Origin of the sequence: Enterobacter cloacae complex sp. IR5450, from assembly GCF_049238665.1 — a bacterium.
Taxonomy (GTDB): domain Bacteria; phylum Pseudomonadota; class Gammaproteobacteria; order Enterobacterales; family Enterobacteriaceae; genus Enterobacter; species Enterobacter hormaechei_C.
The window spans coordinates 21509-44730 of record NZ_JBMKIC010000020.1; the positions used below are offsets into that span (position 1 = coordinate 21509).

Here is a 23222-nt window from a genome sequence, read left to right on the forward strand (position 1 = left end):
GCCTTATCAGATATGACGTAAGGTGCTAAACAGATCGGCCCATTCGCTTTGCTGGCGATAGAAGACCGGCGGTTTGCCGAGCGGGGCATCAACGGTGATGTCACCGCCCTGGCAGGTTTCTCCGGTCCACGCATTGACCCAGGTGTCCTGCGGCAGATAGAGCGACCAGTCGCGGCGTCCCTTTTCATGAACCGGCGCCACCAGCAGATCGCGGCCAAACAGATACTGGTATTTCAGCGTGTAGGCGCGCGTGTCGTCCTCGTAGTGCAGGAAAAGCGGACGCATCACCGGCAGGCCGCTTTTCGCGTTCTGCGCAACCGCAGCTTTGATATACGGCTTCAGGGTGGTGAAGACGGTGGTCATGCGCGCGAAGTGGGCGATGGTTTCCGCGTCGCCGTCGAACTGCCAGTTATCGCCAGGGCGGTTGCCCTCGTGGGTACGCATCATCGGCGTAAAGGCGCTGAAATCACACCAGCGCAGCAGCAGCTCTTTGCTGCGCTTCATCTCGAAGAGCGTCGTATAGCCGCCAATGTCGCTGTGGTGCAGGCCGTGCCCGGTCATCGCCAGCGACAGCGCCGCCGGTACGACGGAAGCCAGACCGTCGTCCAGGCTCCAGTCGACGTTCTGATCCCCCGCCCACATCATCACCGAGTGCTTCTGGCTACCGGTGTAGCCTGCGCGCATGAAGAACAGGATCTCCCCGAGCTTGCCGGTCTCCTCCAGCGCTTCGTAGTTACATTTCGCCCACAGGGCAGGCCAGGCGTTATGCATGATCTCCGCGCTCACGCCGTTGTGCAGGAAGGTATCGGTCGGCAGGTACTCCCCGAAATCGGCCATCCAGCCGCCGCAGCCCAGTTCGATCAGGTTCTTTTTAATGACCTCTTTGTACCAGTCGTAGGCTGCCGGGTTGGTCAGGTCGATAACGCCCGCGTAGAACTCGCCGAACTCGACGTGGTAGTCCTTGCCGTCGGCGTTTTTGGTCAGATAGCCGCGTTTCGCGGCCTCTTCGCAGAGATCTTTATCGCTGGCGACGTACGGGTTGATATAGGAGAGGAACTGCACGCCTTCTTCTTTCCACTGCGCAATCCGCGTATCAAGCTGCGGATAGAGCGCGCTGTTCCACTTCCAGTTCCACATTACGCGTTTGCCGAAGGAGGTCATGCGGATGCCGGACCAGTCCTGCGCCCAGATGCCGTTCACCTTTACGCCGCCGTTACGCATGGTGTCGAGCTTCTGCTGGCACACCTCGGTGCCGCCCTGGATGCCCAGCGTCACGCCGTCGTACACCCAGTCCGGCAGCTCCGGCTGGCGTCCCAGCAGGCCGGTCAGTTTTTCCAGCAGATCGACGTACGTTTCCGCACATTCGAAGCGCAGCGTGGCGTTATCTTCCCAGAACGCCAGCTCGTGGAAGTCAGGGGCGCTGAAGTCGAAGTTCATATAGCAGCTGTTATCCACGTGGCAGTAGTACTTCTGGGTGCTCACGAAGGTGGGCTGCGGGAAGAAGGTCCAGTAGTAGTCACCGCCTGCGTTCTCTTTGCAGTCGGCCTGCCAGGTGACGTAGGTCTGCTTATTGCGGCCCACGCCCTGCTCGCTGGTCCACAGCGGGAACGGCTTGCCGCGCAAATCGAAATACGAGAACTGCTCGCCGCAGCCGTAAATATGATCGTCAGGCTGAGCTGCCAGCCGCAACCAGATGCGGTTATGGCTGGCGGCATCATTTTTCAGCTTCAGCTCCAGACGGCCTTCCGCATCCACGCCCACCAGCAGCGTGGCGCTCACCGCGTCGCCGCGGGTAAAGCGGATTGCCCAGCCCGCGCTTTGCTGCGTAACGGTCGCGTTCGTCAGGGCAATCTTTTCGTTGAGCTTGTCTTTAATGCTGAAGTTGCCGCGAAACATCTCGATATCCGCCTCACCTGCGCCAATCCACAGGCAAGGGGCATCCGCGGTGTGGGATAAAATCAGACGGTCCTGCCAGCGCAGGGTGAAGCCACTTTCGTTATTTTTCAGGTCAATATTGTGTAGGGTACGCATAAAAACTCCGTCTTAATTATTTGGCCTGGCTATCCAGTAATCCGGCGGCGACGGCAGGCGCTAAGCCCGGCGCCAGCGGCAGGCGGGGGATCACCAGGCAGTGCAGCAGATGGTAAATATCCTGCTTGCCGTCCCAGACTTTGGTGGTCACTTCGTTATTGGTGTCCAGCTCCTGCCACCAGGATCCGTTTTCGTAATCCATCAGGTACTTGATGCAGTAATCCCACCATTTCTGATACCAGGCTTCGTACTGCGCCTCGCCGGTCACGGTATAGAGGGCATAGGCCGTGCCCATCGCCTCGACGATTGGCCAGCGCACGCGTTCGCGCACGATTGGCTTGCCGTCCCAGCCCACGGAGTAGACAAAGCCGTCCGCCCCGTCGGGTGCCCAGGCGTCGCGGATGGTGGCGTGGAACAGTCCTTTCGCATCTTCCAGCAGCCACTCCGGCGGGGTTTCAAAGCGCGCTTCCAGCGCGGCGCGCAGGTGCAGCATCAGGCGGCCCCACTCAATCCAGTGCCCAGGCGTGCCGCCATAGGCGCGGAAGCGGTGGGCGGGGTTATCGATGTTATAGTCGCGGATCGGGTTCCAGTTGGTGTCAAAATGCTCGTTAACGCGGTACTCCCCTTTGCGCGCCACGTCGTGAATAATCACCGAGGCGATGCGCAGGGCGCGGTCGAGCCATTTGCGGTCGTGGGTCACGTCATAAACGATGAGGAAGGCTTCCACGGCGTGCATGTTGGCGTTACCGCCGCGATAGTCTTCCGTTTTGCTGAAGGCTTCGTCCCAGGACTCCAGGCACATCTGCTCCTGTTCGCTCCAGAAGTAGCGCTCAATCACCTCGATGGCGTCGTCCAGCAACTTGCGTGCCTGCGGATGGCCGGTGGTGACGGCGCTCGCCGCGCCCAGCAGAACGAAGAAATGCTGATAGCCCTGCTTGGACGCATCAATCACGCCTTCATCGTTTACGCAGGCGTACCAGCCGCCGTGCTGCTTGTCGCGCAGCGGACCGTTCAGGGCATTAATGCCGTGCTCAACCAGGGCGTACGCGCCGGGGCGCCCCATGTTCGCCGCCACCGCGTATACATGCAGCATGCGGGCGGTGATCCACAGATGTGTGCCCATATCGCTACGCACCTGCCCGTTATTGCCCAGCCAGCCAAAGCCGGTCGGTACGGCGGCGTTTTTACCGAAATCGAGAATGCGGTCGGTCTCTTGTTCGAGCCAGCGGTTATGGCTCAGGGTGTTAAACCATTTCATGTTCGGATCCTTTCTTAACGGCGAGCCATCATTTCGTCGACGATCTCACCCAGACGCTGAAGTTTTGGTACGGAAATATCACGCAGCATCAGCTCGGTGTCCGGCAGGCCAATCACAGAGGACCAGACGGCGCGACCGGCTAAAAAGCCCGATGCCCCCGCCTGCATCGCCACGCTCACCGCGCGCGGGAATAACTTATCGTCAACGCCGGACGAGAGGATCACCCACGGCATGGCGATGTTCTCGTTAAGCTTTTGCGAGGCCGCCAGCAGCTCCTGCTGCGTGCCCTTGCCAAACAGTGGCATCTCCACTTTGTAGAGGTCGGCACCGCTGTCGCCCAGCTCTTTGGCCGCGTCGATAATCGCCTGTTCGCGGTTAAACGCGGCACCGCGACGCGGTGGACGCACCACCGGCTCGATAATGCTCAGCAGACCGTTATCGTGGCACAGCGTATTGAACGCTTTCACCATCTCCAGGCGCTGCTGCGGATCTTCATCGCTGCGCCACAGCACCAGCAGCTTCAGTGCTTTGCCGCCATCGCGTTTGACCGCCTGCGCGTCGACGTTCTTGTCGATCACCACGCTGTCGACCGGAATACCGTTCCCCGGAATAAACTCGTCGGCTGCAACAATCATCGCGCAGCTTTTTGCCACGGCCTGCTGCCCGACAATCTGGCGATAGCAGAACTGCTGGTCGACAAGGATCGCAGAGGCGTACGGCGACAGAATTTTTGCCGCGTTGACTTTAAAATCCGTCAGGTGCTGGTCGGTTACCGGTACCGGCGCGCCTGCCGCCGCAAACATCAGGCGCATCGCTTCGCGCTGATCCACGGCCAGCATCGCAAAACCGCCGGAAGGTCGGGTGATATCTTTCAGGGTGTACATCGTCATTCCTCAGTCCTTTCGTATCAGTGTGATTTTTTCAGCCCGGCAGATGCGCGAACCTGTTCAAGAATGGCCGTCCAGTCCTCGCGCCCGCGCCCGGCGGCGCGAGCCTGGTTGTAAACTTCGCGGGAGGCCGCGCCCAGCGGCATCGGAACGTGGAGCTGGTTGGCCACGTCGAGGGCGATCCCCAGGTCTTTATGCGCAAGGTCGATCATGAAGGCGGGAGAAAGATCCCCTTTCAGCACCTTGTTCGGCCAGGATGTCGTGAAGTGGCCTTTACCCGCAGGCGTACCGCTCATGACCTTGAGCGCCACGTCAAAGGAGAGGCCAAGCGCTTCGCACAGCACGGCGGCCTCGGCGGAAAGGGCGTTCAGGGCAATGCTCATGTAGTTATTGATAAGCTTCACGCGGATGCCCATGCCTGGCCCGCCGGCGTTAATCAGCTCATTGCCCATCGCCATTAAGACCGGGGTGGCGCGCTCAACCTGCTGGGCCGTGCCGCCTGCCAGCAGGAGCAGCGTGCCGGCGATGGCATGGTCAGAGGTGCGTCCGACGGGCACGTCCATCAGGCTGAAGCCTTGCTCAGCCATGTCGCGTATCAGCGCGTCGGTTTGCAGCGGGTGAATGGTGGACATATCAATGACCAGCGCGTCGCGGGATAATCCTTCGCACACGCCGTGCTCGCCGAACAGGACGCTGCGTACCAGGTCGCCGTTTGGCAGCATGGTAATTACGAATTCCGCGTCCGTTGCTGCCTGTGCTGGCGTAGCCGCCGCCCGAGCGCCGCTCTCTACCAGCGCCTGAACCGCCTGCGGGTTCACATCAAAAACGTTAAGCTGGTGGCCCTGTTTCAACAGATTCTTCGCCATGGGCGCGCCCATCTGTCCTAAGCCGATAAATGCGATTGCTGACATGCCTCTCTCCTGTCACATCGTGTCAATTTTTGCGCGTTTGTAGTGTCTGTTTTTGATCGTATTTGTAATTTATAGTCAAAAAATTGACACGGGTCACTTTTTAAACATTTGGTGAAATTAAAATGAAGGCATCAGAAATCGCAGAAGGAATCACCATGACTCGCATCGTTTGTGTCGGCATTACCGTGCTGGATCGCATCTGGTATCTCGATGATTTACCGAAAGAAGGTGGGAAATATGTCGCAAAAGACTATACGGAAGTGGGCGGCGGCCCGGCGGCAACGGCGGCAGTGGCAGCCGCGAAACTGGGCGCGGAAGTGGATTTTATTGGCTGGGTGGGGGACGACGATACCGGCAGACGACTGCTTGCGGAGCTGGAATCCCTGGGGGTGAATACCCGCTACACGCGCGTAGTTAAGGGAGCCCGATCGTCGCAATCGGCGGTGCTGGTGGACGGCAGCGGGGAGCGTGTTATAGCGAACTATCCCAGCCCCGATCTCCCTGCGGTGGCAGACTGGCTGCAAGAAATCGACTTCTCGCAGTGGGACATTGTCTTAGCCGATGTGCGCTGGCATGACGGGGCAAAACAGGCATTTACCCTGGCCCGTCAGCAGGGCGTACCGACGCTGCTTGATGCGGATGTCACCCCGCAGGACATCGCGGAGCTGATCGCCCTAAGCGACCACGCGGCCTTCTCCGCGCCGGGATTGCGGCGTTTAACGCAGCGGGATGACACCGAAGACGCGCTGAAAAAAGCACAAACGCTCACAAATGGACATGTGTATGTTACGCAGGGGCGAGACGGCTGCTTCTGGCTGGAAAACGGCGCACTGTGTCATCAGCCCGGCTTTGAGGTGAACGTGGTGGATACCACGGGGGCGGGCGACGTGTTCCACGGTGCGCTGGCGGTCAGCCTGGGGCAGAAATTACCCGCCGCAGACGCCGTGCGTTTTGCCAGCGCCGTCGCAGCACTGAAATGCACAAAGCCCGGCGGGCGGGCGGGTATACCCGACTGTGATCAAACCCGCTCTTTTTTGTCACTTTTTGTATAAAATGCGGGGCGTGATGGTTTTCAGAGGACAGCCCATGAGCCTTACCGAACTGACCGGCAACCCGCGTCACGATCAGCTGCTGACGCTGATTGCCGATCGCGGCTATATGAACATTGATGAACTGGCGCAGCTGCTGGATGTCTCCACGCAAACCGTGCGCCGGGATATCCGTAAGCTCAGCGAGCAGGGGCTGATCACCCGTCATCACGGCGGCGCGGGCAGGGCATCCAGCGTGGTCAACACGGCGTTCGAACAGCGTGAAGTCTCGCTTACCGAAGAGAAACGGGCGATTGCCGAAGCGATTGCGGACTATATTCCCGACGGTTCGACCATTTTTATCACCATCGGGACGACCGTGGAGCACGTTGCCCGGGCGCTGCTTAACCATAATCATCTGCGCATCATCACTAACAGCCTGCGGGTGGCGCACATTCTTTATAAGAATCCGCGCTTTGAGGTGATGGTGCCCGGCGGTACGCTGCGCCCGCATAACGGCGGCATTATCGGTCCTGCGGCAACGGCGTTCGTGTCAGGATTTCGCGCAGATTACCTGGTCACCAGCGTCGGGGCGATAGAGCACGACGGCGCGATGATGGAATTTGACGTTAACGAAGCCAGCGTGGTGAAAACCATGATCGCTCACTCCCGTCACATTTTACTGGCGGCCGATCATACGAAATTTCACGCCTCCGCGGCGGTTGAAATTGGCAACGTGGCGCAGGCGACGGCGCTGTTCACCGATGAGCTGCCCGGCCCGGCGCTGCAAAATCACCTCAAATCCAGCAAGGTTGAGGTTGTCGAAGTCAATTCCGGAGAAGAGCAGCAGGCTGGCTGATCATCCTATGGCCCGATATTGCGATTCGGGCCTTTCCTTTCTCTAAGCTGAATCTGGCGCATAGCTAAAGTTTCTCTTTCCCGCTACAGTTACTTCTCCACGGCGAAAGGAGATAAACATGCTTTATATCTTTGACTTAGGAAATGTAATCGTCGATATCGATTTTAACCGGGTGTTGGGCGCATGGAGCGATTTTAGCCGTGTTCCGCTGGCGACGTTAAAGCAGAATTTCGCGATGGGTGAGACTTTCCATCTGCACGAGCGAGGTGAGATCAGCGACGAAGCGTTCGCAGAGCGTTTCTGCCAGGAAATGGGTCTTTCGTTAAGCTACGAGCAGTTTTCCCACGGCTGGCAGGCCATATTTGTCGCGATCCGCCCGGAAGTGATCGACATCATGCACAAGCTGCGCGAGCAGGGGCATCGTGTTGTCGTGCTGTCTAATACTAACCGCCTGCATACCACCTTCTGGCCGGATGAATACCCGGAAATTCACGCGGCGGCAGATAAAGTGTATCTCTCCCAGGAGATGGGGATGCGTAAACCTGAGGCGCGCATCTATCAGGCAGTATTGCAGGAAGAAGGATTCACGGCAGCGGATGCGGTCTTTTTTGACGACAACGCCGATAATATAGAAGGGGCTAATCAGTTAGGTATCACCTCCATTCTGGTGACCGGAAAAGAGACGATACCGAACTACTTTGCGAAGCAGTTATGCTAAAAACCGTTCATCAAAAAGCCAATCACCACACGCGCCCGCTGAGGGCGTGGCTGAAACTCCTCTGGCATCGCATTGATGAGGACAACATGACCACGCTGGCGGGCAATCTCGCTTACGTGTCGTTGCTCTCGCTGGTGCCGCTGGTGGCGGTGATTTTTGCGCTTTTTTCGGCATTTCCAATGTTTGCCGATGTGAGCATGCAGCTTCGCCATTTTGTTTTCGCAAACTTTATTCCTGCCACCGGCGATGTGATCCAGAACTACATTGAGCAGTTTGTCGCAAACTCCAGCAAGATGACGGCGGTGGGGGCGTGTGGGCTTATTGTTACCGCGCTGCTGCTGATGTACTCCATCGACAGTGCGCTCAACACCATCTGGCGGAGCAAAAAAGTCCGCCCGAAGGTTTACTCCTTTGCCGTCTACTGGATGATTTTAACCCTTGGCCCATTGCTGGCGGGGGCAAGCCTGGCGATCAGCTCCTACCTTCTTTCGCTGCGCTGGGCGACCGACTTAAACAGCGTGATCGATAACGTGCTGCGTATCTTACCGCTGATTTTATCGTGGCTTTCGTTCTGGCTGCTCTACAGCGTGGTACCAACCACGCGCGTACCCAACCGGGATGCCGTGGTGGGTGCGCTGGTCGCGGCGTTGCTCTTTGAGCTGGGCAAGAAAGGATTCGCGCTTTATATCACCATGTTCCCCTCTTATCAGCTGATTTACGGTGTGCTGGCGGTGATCCCCATTTTATTTGTCTGGGTCTACTGGACGTGGTGTATCGTCTTGCTTGGCGCCGAAATAACTGTCACTCTCGGAGTCTACCGCGAACTCAAAAAAGCAGCAGAAGCTGAAAAACAACAAGAAGCAGACCAACCATGATTGCATTGATTCAGCGCGTAACCCGTGCCAGCGTCACCGTGGCGGATGAGGTGACGGGTGAAATTGGCCCAGGACTTTTGGTGCTCCTGGGTGTCGAAAAAGATGACGACGAACAAAAAGCTAACCGCTTATGTGAGCGCGTGCTGGGCTACCGCATTTTCAGCGATGCGGAAGGCAAGATGAACCTGAACGTTCAGCAGGCGGGCGGCAGCGTGCTGGTGGTTTCCCAGTTTACGTTGGCTGCGGATACCGAACGCGGCATGCGGCCGAGTTTTTCGAAGGGCGCGGCACCGGATCGCGCAGAAGCTCTATACGAGTACTTTGTTGAGCGCTGTCGCCAACAGGACATGAATACACAAACCGGACGATTCGCTGCGGATATGCAGGTTTCGCTGGTGAACGATGGCCCCGTCACATTCTGGCTCCAGGTATGAGCCAACTGGCGGTATGGCCGCGGGTAACAAGAGAGAGTACAGCTATGTATCACCTTCGAGTACCGCAAACGGAAGAAGAATTAGACGCTTATTACCATTTCCGCTGGGAAATGCTGCGCAAACCACTGCATCAACCGAAAGGCTCTGAACGCGACGCCTGGGACGCGATGGCGCACCACCAGATGGTGGTTGATGAAGAGGGCAACCTCGTTGCCGTGGGACGTCTGTACATCAATGCCGACAACGAAGCTTCAATCCGCTTTATGGCCGTTCATCCCTCCGTGCAGGACAAAGGCCTTGGAACGCTGATGGCAATGACGCTGGAATCCGTTGCCCGTCAGGAAGGGGTCAAGCGCGTCACCTGTAGCGCCCGCGAAGATGCCGTTGAGTTCTTTGCCAAGCTTGGTTTCGTGAATCAGGGGGAAATCACCGCCCCGCAAACTACGCCGATTCGTCACTTTTTGATGATCAAACCCATCGCCACGCTGGACGATATTCTCCATCGCGCCGACTGGTGCGGGCAGCTCCAGCAGGCGTGGTATCAGCACATACCGCTCAGTGAAAAAATGGGCGTGCGTATTCAGCAGTATACCGGACAAAAATTTATCACCACCATGCCGGAAACCGGCAACCAGAACCCGCACCATACCCTGTTTGCCGGCAGCCTGTTTTCACTCGCCACGCTCACCGGATGGGGACTGATCTGGCTGATGCTGCGCGAACGTCATCTCGGCGGCACCATTATTCTGGCCGATGCCCATATCCGCTACAGCGCGCCGATCAGCGGCAAGCCGAGCGCGGTAGCTGACCTGGGCGCACTGGGCGGCGATCTCGACCGTCTGGCGCGTGGACGTAAAGCACGCGTACAGATGCAGGTTGAGCTGTTCGGCGATGAAACGCCAGGCGCGGTGTTTGAAGGCACCTATATCGTTCTGCCTGCGAAGCCGTATGGCGCGTATGAAGAGGGTGGGAACGAGGAGGAGTAGTCTCCTTCTCACTCTCGCCCGGCATGGTTAATGCGCCAGGCAATATCTCGCATAATGTCTCGCGCTGACTGGCTAATTCCACCCAACTGGAAGAAGCCGTGAATTACACCCCGCCATTGTTGAGCGGTACACTTCACGCCTTGCGCCGTGAGGCGCTGATAAAGCGCCTCGCCTTCGTCACGTAACGGATCATACTCAGCGGTAACAATATGGACCTTCGGCAGACCGCTAAAGTCGTTGCGCCACAGTGGACTGACTTCAGGATGCTGACGGTCGGCTCCAGCCAGATACATTTCATAGCCGCTCAAAAGGGTATCGCGAGTAATCACGTAATCCATGCCGTTGAGGGTATAGCTTTCAAAACTGGCCGTGGCGTCGAGCATGGGATAGATAAGAATAAGCTGCGCAGGTTGCCACAGCCCTTTAACCTTAAGCCGCAGCGCCGTTACCAGCGCCAAATGCCCTCCTGCGCTGTCTCCACAGAGGGTGAGTCGGTTCTTATCCACGCCTAATTCGTCTGCATACTGCCAGACCAGATTCGCACCTCTTTCAGCATCGTCATGTGCGGCGGGGAAGGTATGCTCCGGCGCCAGTCTGTACTGAATCGCAATCACCCGGCAATTGCCGTAGTAGGCTAACTGACGGAGCTGGTTGTCATGGGTATCAAAGCCGCCGCTGATAAAACATCCGCCGTGGTAGTAGATGGCAGCAGGCAATATTTCAGGCGCATTGAGAGGTGAAAATACCCGAATGGTAAGACCCTCAAGAACAAGCGTCTCCAGCTGAACGCGTGTTTCGGTCTTCCCGGCAAGCTCCGTGCTGGCAATATAGCCTGCTCGTCGTACCTCAATTGTCTGGCGACGCGATGAGGGGCGACCTGCAGCGATAAATCCTTGAACCAGCCGTTCAATACCCTTTTCCAGTGCCATGAAAACACCTTTTAACTGTATGAATGTACAGCTTTATAGCCTGGTTTGATTCAAAAGAAAACAAGAATATTATTGAGGGGAAAAGTCTTGAAAGCTGCTCGCAAAGGCGAGAGCTTTTTTATTATCTGCTTTCGTCACAGACATAAAGTGCGGATGTTGCCTGAGATTTGCCGTGGAAGCGATGCTAAAGCGATAACGCGTCTTTAGACGGATCCTGGACTACGGGCTGAAGAGCATCTGGCATATAAGACGGCAGGTATTGCTGTCGAGGTGTAGGCCGGGCAAGCTCGCGCCGCCCGGCACTGTCACAGGAGATTACTCCCCTTCACCCGGGAACAGGAACGGGTTGATCGAGCTGCGGGCAAAGCCCTCCTGCTCCATTTTGGCGTCCAGAATCAGCGAGGCGAGATCGTCGGCCACCGCTTCGACTTTCGGGTCTTTTTCCTGATACAGAATCTTCAGGTAGGTCCCGCAGTCGCCGCAGCTTTCGGCTTTCACCGCCGCGTCTTCGTTTTCCAGCGACCAGTAGTTCAGATCGCGGGTCTGCTCGCAGTTGCTGCACTTCACGCGCACCACGTGCCATTCGGTTTCACACAGGTTGCAGTGCAGGTAGCGCAGCCCCTGTGTCGTACCAATCTGTACCATGCTGGAGACTGGCATTGAACCACACACCGGACAGAACTGGCGCGCTTCGCCGTATTCGGCGCGGGCTTTGCCTGGGATCAGGCTCGCCATTTGCGCCCAGTAGAGCGACAGCGCAGCCCAGATGAACGGCGCTTTATCGCTGCTCACCAGCGAGAAGTCGGAGGCAAACAGCGCGCTCGCCATCTCTTCCAGCTCTTGCTCTGAGGCTTTTTCCAGGTTCTCAATGACCGCCAGCGCCGTGCCGCTCATCTCCGGCTTCAGCTCGGCGATCAGGGAATGCAGCAGCTTATGCCAGTGCTTGTCGCGCGGCAGGACGTGAATATCCAGCGGCGGTTTGCCCTGCTCGTTGGCTTCTTTGATGCGTGCGGTCAGGTCCATTTGCAGCGGATGGTCGTACAGCACCACTTCCTGCGCATGGGCGACCAGCGCGGCAAAACGCAGAAAATCGCCCAGCGGGTTGTTCTCTGCCAGCTCGCGCAGACGCTCTGCGCGGCGGTTGTAGAGGTTCTTGAGTCTGGGGAATAACAACGGCGGAATATACTCCGCCGTACGTTTCTCGCTCGACCCCAGCTCATCTTGCGGGATTATGCGAATACTCATTCAGATGACTTTTCCTGTTTCTGGCGGACTTCACGGTACCAGCGCGGGTGATGTTTCTTCGCCCACGTTTTGGTGACCCAGCCTTCCACCATCGCGGTAATGGTGCCTTTCACCCAAAGGGCGGCGTAAATATGCACCATGATAACCACAATTAACGCTACTGCGGCAAATGAATGCAGCATCAGCGCAAATCGGATCACCGGGATTGAGAAAGCAGGCGCAAAGTACGGACGCCAGATGATCACGCCGCTCACCAGCAACAGGACCAGTAAGATAATCGCCGCCCAGAATACGCATTTCTGGCCGAAGTTATAACGCCCGGTATCACCTACTTCCTCGTTGACGACGATCTTACGAATATTCTTCGCCCAAAAGATATCATCCCGATTGATTAGGTTATGGTGCCAGTAACGGAAAAACATGATGATGAACGACGCGAACATGATGACGCCCACAAACGGGTGCAGTATACGCGCCAGCTGTGGTGTCCCCATGATCTGCATCAGCCAGTTGAAGGACGGGAAGAAGAACCCCAGCCCGCTTATCGCCGCCAGCATGAAGCAGAAGGCGGTGACCCAGTGGTTGATGCGTTCCGGCGCGGTGTAGCGCACGATGGTGTCACGTTTTCTCATTTGCGCACCTCGTCTTTCTCTTCATGCAGGTTATCGTCTTCCTCTTCCGCGCGGTTCGGACCAACACCGACGTAGTGGAAGATGCTCGCTGCGAAGGTGGCAGCAAAACCGACCGCTGCCAGCGGTTTCCAGATGCCTTTCCAGAACTTCACGGTGGCGCTGATTTCCGGGTTCTCCGGCAGGCCGTGATACAGGTTCGGCTTGTCGGCGTGGTGCAGCACGTACATGACGTGCGTACCGCCAACCCCGGCCGGATCGTACAGGCCCGCGTTATCGTAACCACGGGTTTTCAGCTCGCCCACGCGCTCTGCCGCCAGCGTTTTCATATCCTCTTTGGAGCCAAAGTGGATAGCGCCGGTTGGACAGGTCTTCACGCACGCTGGCTCCTGGCCGACATTTACGCGGTCAACGCACAGCGTACATTTGTAGACGCGGTTGTCTTCCGGGTTCATGCGCGGCACGTCGAACGGACAGCCCGCGATGCAGTAGCCGCAGCCAATGCACTGCTCGGACTGGAAGTCGACGATGCCGTTGGCATACTGAATGATAGCCCCTTCTGACGGACACGCCTTCAGGCAGCCCGGATCCGCACAGTGCATACAGCCGTCTTTGCGAATAAGCCATTCCAGCTTGTCGTTCTGCTCCACTTCCGAGAAACGCATTACCGTCCAGGACTTGGCGGTCAGGTCTGCCGGGTTGTCGTACACCCCGACGTTGTGACCCACTTCGTCACGGATGTCGTTCCACTCAGAGCAGGCCACCTGACAGGCTTTACAGCCGATACAGGTGGTCACGTCGATAAGCTTCGCCACTTCCTGCTGGTGGTCCCGCGCCTGAGGCGCGGGCGTGAAACCGTTAGTCGCGGAACGACGGATAATGTCTTGAGATTGATAAGCCATAAGTCGTCTCCGTTACACCTTTTCCACGTTCACGAGGAAGGCCTTAAACTCCGGCGTCTGCGTGTTCGCATCACCGACGAACGGCGTCAGGGTGTTCGCAATGAACCCTTTCTTCGCCACGCCCTCATAACCCCAGTGAATCGGGATGCCGATGGTATCCACCTGCTGACCGTGAACGTTCAGCGTGCGAATACGCTTGGTCACCACCGCCTTGGCTTTGATGTAGCCGCGGTTAGAGGAGACCTTCACGGTATCGCCATGGGCAATGCCGAGTTTGTTCGCCAGCTTCTCGCCGATCTCCACAAACTGTTCCGGCTGCGCGATGGCATTCAGCAGCGCGTGCTTGGTCCAGTAGTGGAAGTGCTCGGTCAGACGGTAAGTGGTGCCGACATACGGGAACTTGTCCTTTTTACCCAGCGCTTCAAAATCGCTCTTGAAGATACGGGCTGCCGGGTTAGAGACCACGTTCGGGTGCAGCGGGTTAGTACCCAGCGGCGTCTCAAACGGCTCGTAGTGTTCCGGGAATGGCCCTTCCGCCATCTTATCGATAGCAAACAGACGGCCCATCCCTTCAGGCTGCATGATAAACGGCCCGACATCGCTGCCTGGTGCGGCAGTGCTGTAGTCCGGAATATCCACGCCGCCCCATTTCGCGCCGTCCCACTTCAGAAGCTGACGCTCCGGATCCCACGGGTTGCCCTGCGGATCAGCGGAGGCACGGTTATAGAGGATGCGGCGGTTAAGCGGCCACGCCCATGCCCAGCCCAGCGTATTACCGAGGCCCGACGGGTCGGCGTTATCGCGGTTGGCCATCTGGTTGCCTTTCGGCGTCCAGCTCCCGGCAAAGATCCAGCAGCCGCTGGAGGTCGTACCGTCATCGCGCAGGTGCGCAAAGGTGCTGAGTTGATCGCCTTTCTTCGCCAGCACCGCACCGGTCGCCGGGTCGATAACGTCCGCCAGCGCCTTACCGTTGCTCTCCATGGCCACTTCTTCCGGCGCTGGGTTTTCCGGCGTCGAGTAGTTCCAGGTCATGTTCAGTACCGGCTCAGGCGTTGCGCCGCCCTCAGAGGCGTACATCTTACGCAGGCGTAAGAAGATGCCGGCCAGGATCTCGCCGTCGTTCAGGGCGATGCCCGGGGCGTCTGCGCCTTTCCAGTGCCACTGCAACCAGCGGCCGGAGTTGACGATAGACCCGTTCTCTTCCGCGAAGCAGGTGGACGGCAGACGGAACACTTCGGTCTGAATCTTCGACGGATCTACGTCGTTCGACTCACCGTGGTTCTGCCAGAACGTCGACGTTTCGGTATTGAGCGGGTCAATCGTCACCAGGAACTTCAGCTTCGACAGAGACTCGACAACCTTGTTCTTGTTCGGGAACGATGCCACCGGGTTAAAGCCCTGGCAGATATAGCCGTTGACCTGGCCCTGGTGCATCATTTCGAAGTACTGAAGTACGTCGTAACCTTTGTCCCACTTCGGCAGCCAGTCAAAGCCCCAGCTGTTTTCCGCCGTCGCCTTGTCGCCGTAGAAGGCTTTCATCAGCGAGACGAAGAACTTCGGATAGTTGCCCCAGTAGTTCACCTGGCCTTCGAGCAGCGGTTTTGGCGTGCTGGCTGTCAGGTAGGTTTGCAGGTCAGTCTGTTTCTCGCTCGGCAGGTTCATGTAACCCGTCAGGCTCTGAGACAGCAGGCCGAGGTCGGTCAGACCCTGAATGTTGGAGTGACCGCGCAGGGCGTTCACGCCGCCGCCTGCCATCCCCATGTTGCCGAGGAGCAGCTGAACCATCGCCATGGTGCGGATGTTCTGCGCGCCGATGGAGTGCTGCGTCCAGCCGAGCGCATACAGGAACGATGCGGTTTTATCTTTCGCGCTGGTTTCCGCAATCAACTCGCACACCTTCAGGAAATCCGCTTTCGGCGTCCCACAGATGTTTTCGACAACCTCCGGCGTGTAGCGGGAAACGTGCTCTTTCAGCAGGTTCCACACGCAGCGCGGGTGTTGCAGGGTGGTGTCGCGCTTCGCAAAGCCGTTTTCGTCCAGCTCGTAGTTCCAGCTGGTTTTGTCGTACTTGCGTTTTTCGGCGTCGTAACCGCTGAACAGGCCATCTTCGAAGTGGTAATCCTCACGCACGATCAGGCTGGCGTTGGTATAGGCTTCGGTGTACTCGCGGTTATATTTTTCGTTGGTCATCAGGTACAGCAGTACGCCTGACAGGAAAGTGATGTCAGTACCTGAACGAATAGGGGTGTAGAAATCCGCCACTGACGCTGTACGCGTAAAGCGGGGATCGATCACAATCAGCTTCGCGCCGTTGTGGATTTTGGCTTCCATCGCCCAGCGGAACCCGACAGGGTGCGCTTCAGCGGCGTTACCGCCCATCACCACAATAAGGTTGGCGTTCTTGATGTCGACCCAGTGGTTGGTCATCGCACCGCGACCAAATGTTGGAGCAAGACTTGCTACCGTTGGTCCGTGTCAGACACGCGCCTGGTTGTCGACCGCGAGCATACCGAGTGCACGCGTAAATTTCTGGGTTAAATAGCCGGTTTCGTTACTGGACGCTGAAGCACACAGCATGCCGGTGGAGAGCCAACGGTTAACGGTGGTGCCTTCGGCATTCTTCGCGATAAAGTTGGCATCGCGGTCTTCTTTCATCAGCTTAGCTATGCGATCGAACGCTTCTTCCCAGCTGATTTGCTGCCATTTGTCAGAGCCGGGAGCGCGATACTCAGGAAACTTCAGGCGGCTTTCGGAGTGGATAAAATCTACCAGACCGGCCCCTTTCGGACAGAGTGCACCACGGTTTACCGGGTGATCCGGATCGCCTTCGATGTGGAAAATAGATGCTTTGGCGTTTTTCGCACCGTCGCCGAGGCTATACATTAACAGCCCACAGCCGACGGAGCAGTACGTACAGGTGTTACGGGTTTCGCGGGTGCGCAGCAGTTTATACTGCCGTGTTTCCGCCAGCGCTACACCGGGCGCAAAGCCCAGTGCCGCCGCCGTGGTGCCTGCCATACCGCCAGCGCAGATCTTAAAGAACTGCCTTCTGCTGACCTGCATGGGTCACTCCTTGGTTCATTACGACATTGCTATGTAGTTTTACTTTGCGGTTGAGAATTAACCGCAAAGGAGAAAAATTTGCGTTAATCCCTCATTTCTCCGAGGGATAAGCCCAGAATACCACAATGTCGGTACGCCTGTTCCAACGGGGTTAAAACAAAGTGAACGTATTATCACGGCATTGATTATAAAATGTGATATCAATCACATTTTAACCTGTGCATGTTAAAGAGGTGTAGCAGGTGATCGGTTGCACCCCTCCGTATTGAGTAGGAGAATGGTTGCTGAAAAGTTGATCCATACTATGCGTAAGGCCTGCCGTTTGTGTTGCAATAGCAGGCTCACTTCCGTGGTTGTTCAGGAATACCGTTGTGTCTAAACAAAACCGTGTTGCCCACGCGTCGCCACTGCCTGCGGGTATTGTGGAACTGTCGGTACACAGACCGCCTCACATTTCACATGCCACGCCGGATTTTCTGGCGGAAGAGGTCCCCGTTGCCCTGGTTTACAACGGTATTTCGCATGTGGTGATGATGGCCTCGCCGAAAGATCTGGAGCTGTTCGCCATAGGTTTTTCCCTCTCGGAAGGCATCATTGCGCATCCGCAGGAGATCTACGGCATGGATGTGGTTCATGCCTGTAATGGTCTTGAAGTGCAAATCGAACTCTCCAGCCGCCGCTTTATGGGGCTGAAAGAGCGCCGCCGGGCGCTGGCCGGACGTACCGGCTGCGGCGTGTGCGGCGTTGAACAGCTTAACGATATCGGCAAACCCATTATCCCGCTGCCGTTCACCCAGACGTTCAATCTGGCGCACCTTGATCGGGCGCTTGAGCACCTGAACGACGTGCAACCCATCGGTCAGCTCAGCGGCTGTACCCACGCGGCGGCATGGATATTGCCGTCAGGCAACATTGCCGGCGGTCATGAAGATGTGGGCCGCCACGTCGCGCTGGATAAGCTGTTAGGTCGCCGCGCTCGGGAAAGCAACGTCTGGCAGCAGGGCGCGGCGTTAGTCTCCAGCCGCGCCAGCTATGAGATGGTGCAAAAGTCCGCCATGTGCGGCGTGGAAATTCTGTTTGCGGTGTCAGCGGCAACCACGCTGGCGGTGGAAGTGGCGGAGCGCTGCAACCTGACGCTGGTGGGGTTCTGCAAGCCGGGTAGAGCAACTATTTACACCCATCCGCAGCGATTGATAGTTGATCAGTAATTTTGAATGAGTATAGCAAATCCTTCCGCTTTTAGTTGTTCATGATGAGGTCTAATATTTATCTCATCAAGGCACAGCGCCTTATCTAAACAACTTAACGAAAGGGTTTATCTCATGAAAAGCATCAAAACTTTTGTCGCAGTAATCGCTCTGGCTACCTCTTTTGGTTCTTTCGCTGCGCAGACAGTGACCGCATCCGCCTCTACCCTGGATGGTGCAGAAGCTAAAATCGCTGCACAGGCTCAGGAAGCGGGCGCGTCATCCTACAAAATTACCCAGGCATTCACCGGTAACCGCGTACACATGACCGCTGAACTGAACAAATAATTCCGCTATACCGTCGAAAGAGCGCCCCTGGGGCGCTTTTTAGTTTATGCCTGCCAGACGCAGCAGTGCGGTCACCACCGCCGCCGCGACGATCACCACAATTAACGGCATTTTGCGCCAGGCCAGAAACACCGCGAACCCCACGCCCAGCACACGTGCCATCCCGGCAAAATGGTCCCCTTCATAAAACGTTGTCGCCAGCGCGACGGAGAACAGCAAAACGGTAGCCGCGTCTGAAAGCAGCGCCTGCGACCGTTCTGAAAGCGCCAGCCGGTTGCCAAGCTTCGCTCCGCCAAGACGCATCAGATAGGTTCCGGCAGAAAGAATGGCGATGCCGAGAATAAAGACCGTCATGTTTTCCATTATTTTTTCCTCGCGGCAAGGCCGAGCAAAGAGAGCAGTACCGGCAGACCCACCGGCGCAAACGGTACGGCGGCCAGCGACAACACTGCGCCGCTACAGGCGCGGATCAGCGTGGTACGGTTTTTAAATGCCGGCACCACTAACGCCAGCAGGATCGCCGGGAACACCGCGTCCAGCCCGATGGTTTCCGGGTCTGGCAGCAGCTTGCCGACCATCGCCCCCAGTACCGCCCCCAGCGGCCAGATAATTGCCACGCCCAGGCCGCACAGCCAGTAGGCCGCTTTACGCTGCTCGGCGGTTTTTTGCGAAAGGCCGAACACCACGCTTTCATCGTTCATAATATGACAGCCCAGAAAGCTCAGGCCGCGCTTGCCCACCAGGTCACGCACCGTTACGCCGAACGGCACATGGCGCGCGTTTACCAGTAAACCGGCCGCGGCCGCTGCCAGCGGATTGCCGCCGCTTGCCACGATGCCAATAAACATAAACTCGGATGCGCCTGCCAGCACCGTGAGGGAGAGGACAAACGGCACCCACAGCGGGAAACCGTAGGCCATCGCCAGTGAGCCATAAGACATGCCGACTACGCCCACCGCGAGGCAGACCAGGACGATCGCTTTTATCGTGTCGCCTTTCAGACAGGAGAGGTGTTTCTTCATACCATTTTAGCCATATCGAACGTATTTCCATTATAATGAACGCATCAAAACCGTTTTACAAGGCGAACGATTCGTTCGTTATAGAGAGAAAGAGGCCGTTTTTATGACGCAGCCAATCAGCGTGATCGCCAAAAGCCTGGTACGAGAACGCCTGCGAACCGGGCTCTCACTGGCGGAAATTGCCCGCCGTGCCGGGATCGCCAAATCCACGCTTTCACAACTGGAGTCTGGCAACGGCAATCCTAGCCTGGAAACGCTGTGGTCGCTTTGCGTGGCGCTGGATATTCCGTTTGCCCGGTTACTGGAGCCGCAGCAACCCGTCACGCAGGTGATCCGCCGCGGCGAGGGCACAAAAGTCGTCGCCGGGCAGGCGAACTACGAGGCGATTTTGCTCGCGGCGTGTCCGCCGGGCGCGCGTCGTGATATCTATCTGCTGCTGACTCAGCCGGGGGCAGACCGTATTTCCCAGCCCCATCCGCCTGGTTCGGTTGAGCATATTATCGTGACCCAGGGGCGGGCGATGGTCGGTCTGATCGACGCGGCGGAAGAACTCGGCCCGGGAGATTACATTTGCTACCCCGCTGACCAGCCGCATATCTTTAAGGCGCTGGAGCCCGATACGCACGCGCTGCTGGTGGCGGAACAAAACTAAAGAAGATACGGAAAATCATGTCGCTTAAAGCCATTGCCAAAGAACTGGGGCTGTCTGTTACCACCGTCAGCCGCGCCCTCAACGGATATGACGACGTTTCTGCTGAGACGCGCGCCCGCGTGGAAGCGGAGGCCCAGCGCCGTGGCTACCGACCAAATACCTTTGCCCGTCGCCTGAAGATGGGCAAAATCGACGCCGTCGGGCTGGTATTTCCGGTGCATCCTGTTCCGCTCAATAACAGCGTTTTTATGGACATGGTCGGCGAAATTAGCCACGAACTGGCGCGACATGAAATTGACCTGCTGCTCATCGCTGACGACGATCTGGCGGACAAACACAGCTATATGCGCATGGTGCAAAGCCGACGCGTGGATGCGCTGATAGTGGCGCATACGCTGGATCACGATCCGCGTCTTGAGCAGCTTCAGGCCGCCGGGTTTCCGTTCCTGGCGCTCGGCCGCAGCCAGCTCCCGCAGCCGTACGCGTGGTTCGATTTCGACAACTATGCCGGTACGTATCAGGCCACCCGCTGGCTGATCGAGAAAGGCCATCAGCGCATTGCGCTGCTGGGCGAAAGCAACAACCAGGCATTCATCACCCAGCGCCGCCAGGGCTACCTGGACGCGCTGCGGGAAGCCGGGCTTTCCAGCGAATGGCTGCGCGCCATGCCCCCTTCGCGCCGCGTGGGTTATGCCACCACGCAAGAACTTCTCTCCCTGCCGCAGCCGCCCACGGCCATCATTACCGACTGCAACACCCACGGCGACGGCGCAGCGATGGCCCTGGCGCAGATGGGACGCTTAACTGGTGAAAATGCCGTCTCGCTGGTGGTCTATGACGGCTTACCGCAGGACAGTATTGTCGATATCGACGTCGCGGCGGTGATCCAGTCTACCCGTCAGGGCGTCGGGAAACAGATTGCCGATATGGTGCGCCAGCTGATTAACGGCGACGACATTGACACCCTTCAGGTGCTCTGGCAGCCAGAATTCTCTCCAGGCCAGACGGCCTAATCACGCGAAAAATTCCGAACCCGATCACAGATCCGAAACGTTTTGGTTTGTATCCGAAACGTTTCGGATCAAAACTCAGGACATCCCGATGACAGGAGATGTCCGATGCAAGATGCCATTTTTCGACTTGAAAGCAATACGGTTGACGTGGTGCTAAAAACCCACCCGTTCGCCGAAATTCTCTACTGGGGGCCGCACCTTCAGCACTTCTCGCCGCAGGATGTCCTGAGTATTGCGCGCCCGGTTGCTAACGGCAGGCTGGACGTCGACTCCCCCGTCACGCTGATGGCAGAGCTGGGGCATGGGCTGTTTGGCTCGCCGGGCATCGAGGGGCATCGCCAGGGGCTGGACGGATCGCCGGTATTTAAAACCACGCAGGTGCAGCAGGCGTTAAACGCCCTGACAATCACTGCTGAAGACGAGCATGCAGGCTTGCGCCTGACCAGTGAAATAACGCTGGATGCCAGCGGCGTACTGGTGGTGCGCCATGGGTTAACCAACCTGAAAACGCTGGCGTGGCAGGTGGATCGCTTTGCCGTGACGCTGCCGGTGGCCGAACGCGCGCAGGAGGTGATGGCCTTCCACGGACGCTGGATCAGGGAGTTTCAGCCGCACCGCGTTACGCTTGAGCACGACAGCTTCGTGATTGAAAACCGCCGGGGTAAAACCTCCCACGAACATTTCCCGGCACTGATTTCAGGTACGCCGTCATTCAGTGAAATGCACGGCCACGTCTGGGGTGTGCATCTGGGCTGGAGCGGCAACCACCGCCTGCGCGCAGAGGCGAAAACCGATGGCCGCCGTTATATGCAGGCCGAAGCGCTCTACCTGCCGGGTGAAATGGCGATTGAAGAGGGGGAAACGCTCTGGACGCCACGCCTGTATGCCAGCCACTCCCCGCACGGGCTGAACGGCATGAGCCAGCAGTTCCACCGCTACCTGCGCGATAACGTTATCCGCTTCCCGGAAGATAAACCGCGCCCGGTGCATCTCAACACCTGGGAGGGGATCTACTTCGACCACGATCCGGACTACATCATGCGCATGGCCGACGAGGCCGCAGCGCTGGGCGTGGAGCGCTTTATCATTGACGACGGCTGGTTCAAAGGCCGCAACGACGACCACGCCGCGCTGGGCGACTGGTATCTGGACGAGAAAAAATACCCGAACGGCCTTAAGCCGGTGATCGATCACGTTAAACAGCTCGGCATGGAGTTTGGTATCTGGGTTGAGCCGGAGATGATTAACCCGGATTCCGATCTGTACCGCGCGCACCCTGACTGGGTGCTGGCGCTGCCGGGCTACGCCCAGGCGACCGGGCGACATCAGCTGGTGCTCAATCTTAATATTCCTCAGGCCTTTGATTATCTGGTCGAGCGCATGAGTTGGCTGCTGGGTGAACACGCGGTCGACTACGTGAAATGGGACATGAACCGCGAGCTGGTGCAGCCAGGGCACAAGGGCAAAGCCGCCGCCGACGCCCAGACGCGCCAGTTTTATCGCCTGCTGGACGTGCTGGGCGAGCGTTTCCCGCACATTGAGTTTGAATCCTGCTCCTCCGGCGGCGGGCGAATCGATTATGAAGTGCTGACCCGCTGCCACCGCTTCTGGGCGTCCGACAATAACGACGCGCTGGAGCGCAACACTATCCAGCGCGGCATGAGCTACTTCTTCCCGCCGGAGGTGATGGGGGCGCATATCGGTCATCATAAATGTCACGCTACCTTCCGCCAGCACAGCATTCAGTTCCGCGGGCTGACGGCGCTGTTTGGTCACATGGGGCTGGAGCTGGATCCGCTCACCGTCGACGCGCAGGAGCGTGAAGGCTATCGACATTACGCCGCGCTGTATAAGCGGTGGCGCGGGGTCATTCATCACGGCACCCAGTGGCGCGTGGATATGCCGGACGCCACCACCCTGGCGCAGGGTATAGTGAGCGAAGACAAGACGCAGGGGCTGTTTTTGGTCAGCCAGCTCGCGATGCCGGATTACACCCTGATGATGCCGCTGCGCATGCCGGGGTTAGACGCCAGCGCGCAGTACCGCATCACGCTGCTCGATCACCCGAACATTCAGATTACGGGCAAGGGCGGGCACACCATGCGCAAGCTGCCGGCGTGGATGGACGCGCCGCAAACGGTAAGCGGTGAATGGCTGATGCAGGCGGGTATTGCGCTGCCGATTCTGGATCCGGAAACCACCATTCTGATTGGTGTGGAACGCGTGTAAGGGTGACGGGCCGGGC

The 23222-nt window shown here is 57.8% G+C and carries 22 protein-coding genes; 11 read left to right on the forward strand and 11 right to left on the reverse strand.

Annotated elements, in window-relative coordinates; genetic code table 11:
- Nucleotides 1–6: 6 nt before the first annotated feature.
- The 4 genes from ACOTYB_RS15540 to yihU are packed head-to-tail and all read right to left on the reverse strand — an operon-like array spanning nt 7 to nt 5087.
- Complete coding sequence (locus tag ACOTYB_RS15540; protein ID WP_220153447.1) at nt 7–2031, reverse strand: alpha-glucosidase; 2025 nt, start codon at nt 2029–2031, stop codon at nt 7–9.
- A gap of 16 nt (nt 2032–2047) precedes the next feature.
- On the reverse strand, nt 2048–3289 hold the full coding sequence (gene yihS, locus ACOTYB_RS15545) for a sulfoquinovose isomerase (RefSeq protein WP_003861936.1): 1242 nt from the start codon (nt 3287–3289) through the stop codon (nt 2048–2050).
- 14 nt (nt 3290–3303) lie between these two features.
- Nucleotides 3304–4179 (reverse strand): sulfofructosephosphate aldolase, encoded by an 876-nt coding sequence (yihT, locus tag ACOTYB_RS15550; RefSeq protein ID WP_023323901.1) that lies wholly within the window; start codon nt 4177–4179, stop codon nt 3304–3306.
- A 17-nt stretch (nt 4180–4196) separates the two neighbouring features.
- Nucleotides 4197–5087: a sulfolactaldehyde 3-reductase gene (gene yihU / locus ACOTYB_RS15555; protein ID WP_023323900.1), complete on the reverse strand. Its 891-nt coding sequence runs from the start codon at nt 5085–5087 to the stop codon at nt 4197–4199.
- 155 nt (nt 5088–5242) lie between these two features.
- Here yihU and ACOTYB_RS15560 point away from each other — a divergent pair, with 155 nt between their 5' ends.
- From ACOTYB_RS15560 to fabY, 6 genes are all read left to right on the forward strand, one after another.
- Complete coding sequence (locus ACOTYB_RS15560) at nt 5243–6139, forward strand: sugar kinase (protein WP_409248951.1); 897 nt, start codon at nt 5243–5245, stop codon at nt 6137–6139.
- A gap of 34 nt (nt 6140–6173) precedes the next feature.
- A complete protein-coding gene (locus ACOTYB_RS15565; protein WP_126525051.1) occupies nt 6174–6974 on the forward strand; it encodes a DeoR/GlpR family DNA-binding transcription regulator in 801 nt (266 codons plus the stop codon).
- A 118-nt stretch (nt 6975–7092) separates the two neighbouring features.
- On the forward strand, nt 7093–7692 hold the full coding sequence (gene yihX / locus ACOTYB_RS15570) for a glucose-1-phosphatase (protein WP_003861947.1): 600 nt from the start codon (nt 7093–7095) through the stop codon (nt 7690–7692).
- Nucleotides 7686–8567: a virulence factor BrkB family protein gene (locus ACOTYB_RS15575; RefSeq protein ID WP_023315055.1), complete on the forward strand. Its 882-nt coding sequence runs from the start codon at nt 7686–7688 to the stop codon at nt 8565–8567. The genes yihX and ACOTYB_RS15575 overlap by 7 nt, the downstream gene beginning before the upstream one ends.
- Nucleotides 8564–9001: a D-aminoacyl-tRNA deacylase gene (gene dtd / locus ACOTYB_RS15580; RefSeq protein ID WP_015569909.1), complete on the forward strand. Its 438-nt coding sequence runs from the start codon at nt 8564–8566 to the stop codon at nt 8999–9001. Before ACOTYB_RS15575 ends, dtd begins: the two co-directional genes overlap by 4 nt.
- Nucleotides 9002–9045: 44 nt before the next feature.
- Complete coding sequence (fabY, locus tag ACOTYB_RS15585) at nt 9046–9987, forward strand: fatty acid biosynthesis protein FabY (RefSeq protein WP_015569910.1); 942 nt, start codon at nt 9046–9048, stop codon at nt 9985–9987.
- Nucleotides 9988–9995: 8 nt separating this feature from the next.
- Here the strand turns inward: fabY and ACOTYB_RS15590 are convergent, their stop codons facing one another.
- The 5 genes from ACOTYB_RS15590 to fdnG all read right to left on the reverse strand — a co-directional run bounded on the left by ACOTYB_RS15590 (nt 9996) and on the right by fdnG (nt 16755).
- The gene (locus tag ACOTYB_RS15590; RefSeq protein WP_023323897.1) at nt 9996–10916 is read right to left on the reverse strand and encodes an alpha/beta hydrolase; all 921 of its coding nucleotides are present in this window, start codon (nt 10914–10916) and stop codon (nt 9996–9998) included.
- A gap of 315 nt (nt 10917–11231) precedes the next feature.
- Nucleotides 11232–12161 carry a formate dehydrogenase accessory protein FdhE gene (gene fdhE, locus ACOTYB_RS15595; RefSeq protein ID WP_023323896.1) on the reverse strand — a complete coding sequence of 310 codons (930 nt, stop codon included), beginning with the start codon at nt 12159–12161 and terminating at the stop codon, nt 11232–11234.
- On the reverse strand, nt 12158–12793 hold the full coding sequence (gene fdoI / locus ACOTYB_RS15600; protein ID WP_421765835.1) for a formate dehydrogenase cytochrome b556 subunit: 636 nt from the start codon (nt 12791–12793) through the stop codon (nt 12158–12160). The genes fdhE and fdoI overlap by 4 nt, the downstream gene beginning before the upstream one ends.
- Nucleotides 12790–13692, reverse strand: a complete 903-nt coding sequence (gene fdxH / locus ACOTYB_RS15605) for a formate dehydrogenase subunit beta (protein WP_003861960.1) — start codon at nt 13690–13692, stop codon at nt 12790–12792. Before fdxH ends, fdoI begins: the two co-directional genes overlap by 4 nt.
- Nucleotides 13693–13704: 12 nt before the next feature.
- Nucleotides 13705–16755, reverse strand: a complete 3051-nt coding sequence (gene fdnG / locus ACOTYB_RS15610; RefSeq protein WP_220153446.1) for a formate dehydrogenase-N subunit alpha — start codon at nt 16753–16755, stop codon at nt 13705–13707.
- A gap of 371 nt (nt 16756–17126) precedes the next feature.
- Here fdnG and fdhD point away from each other — a divergent pair, with 371 nt between their 5' ends.
- Both fdhD and ACOTYB_RS15620 read left to right on the forward strand, forming a co-directional pair.
- The gene (fdhD, locus tag ACOTYB_RS15615; protein WP_003861964.1) at nt 17127–17963 is read left to right on the forward strand and encodes a formate dehydrogenase accessory sulfurtransferase FdhD; all 837 of its coding nucleotides are present in this window, start codon (nt 17127–17129) and stop codon (nt 17961–17963) included.
- Nucleotides 17964–18077: 114 nt separating this feature from the next.
- Nucleotides 18078–18290: a DUF1471 domain-containing protein gene (locus ACOTYB_RS15620; RefSeq protein ID WP_003861966.1), complete on the forward strand. Its 213-nt coding sequence runs from the start codon at nt 18078–18080 to the stop codon at nt 18288–18290.
- A 39-nt stretch (nt 18291–18329) separates the two neighbouring features.
- Here ACOTYB_RS15620 and ACOTYB_RS15625 read toward each other — a convergent pair whose 3' ends face one another.
- Nucleotides 18330–18653 carry an AzlD domain-containing protein gene (locus tag ACOTYB_RS15625; RefSeq protein ID WP_003861969.1) on the reverse strand — a complete coding sequence of 108 codons (324 nt, stop codon included), beginning with the start codon at nt 18651–18653 and terminating at the stop codon, nt 18330–18332.
- Nucleotides 18653–19312, reverse strand: a complete 660-nt coding sequence (locus ACOTYB_RS15630; protein ID WP_022652076.1) for an AzlC family ABC transporter permease — start codon at nt 19310–19312, stop codon at nt 18653–18655. The genes ACOTYB_RS15625 and ACOTYB_RS15630 overlap by 1 nt, the downstream gene beginning before the upstream one ends.
- Nucleotides 19313–19415: 103 nt before the next feature.
- Here ACOTYB_RS15630 and ACOTYB_RS15635 point away from each other — a divergent pair, with 103 nt between their 5' ends.
- The 3 genes from ACOTYB_RS15635 (at nt 19416) to ACOTYB_RS15645 (ending at nt 23206) form a co-directional block, all read left to right on the forward strand.
- Nucleotides 19416–19964, forward strand: coding sequence for a helix-turn-helix domain-containing protein (locus ACOTYB_RS15635; protein ID WP_003861973.1), 549 nt, complete (start codon nt 19416–19418; stop codon nt 19962–19964).
- Nucleotides 19965–19981: 17 nt separating this feature from the next.
- Entirely contained in the window at nt 19982–20977 is a 996-nt protein-coding gene (locus ACOTYB_RS15640) for a LacI family DNA-binding transcriptional regulator (RefSeq protein WP_003861974.1), read from the forward strand.
- A gap of 105 nt (nt 20978–21082) precedes the next feature.
- A complete protein-coding gene (locus tag ACOTYB_RS15645) occupies nt 21083–23206 on the forward strand; it encodes an alpha-galactosidase (protein ID WP_220153445.1) in 2124 nt (707 codons plus the stop codon).
- Nucleotides 23207–23222: the final 16 nt, after the last annotated feature.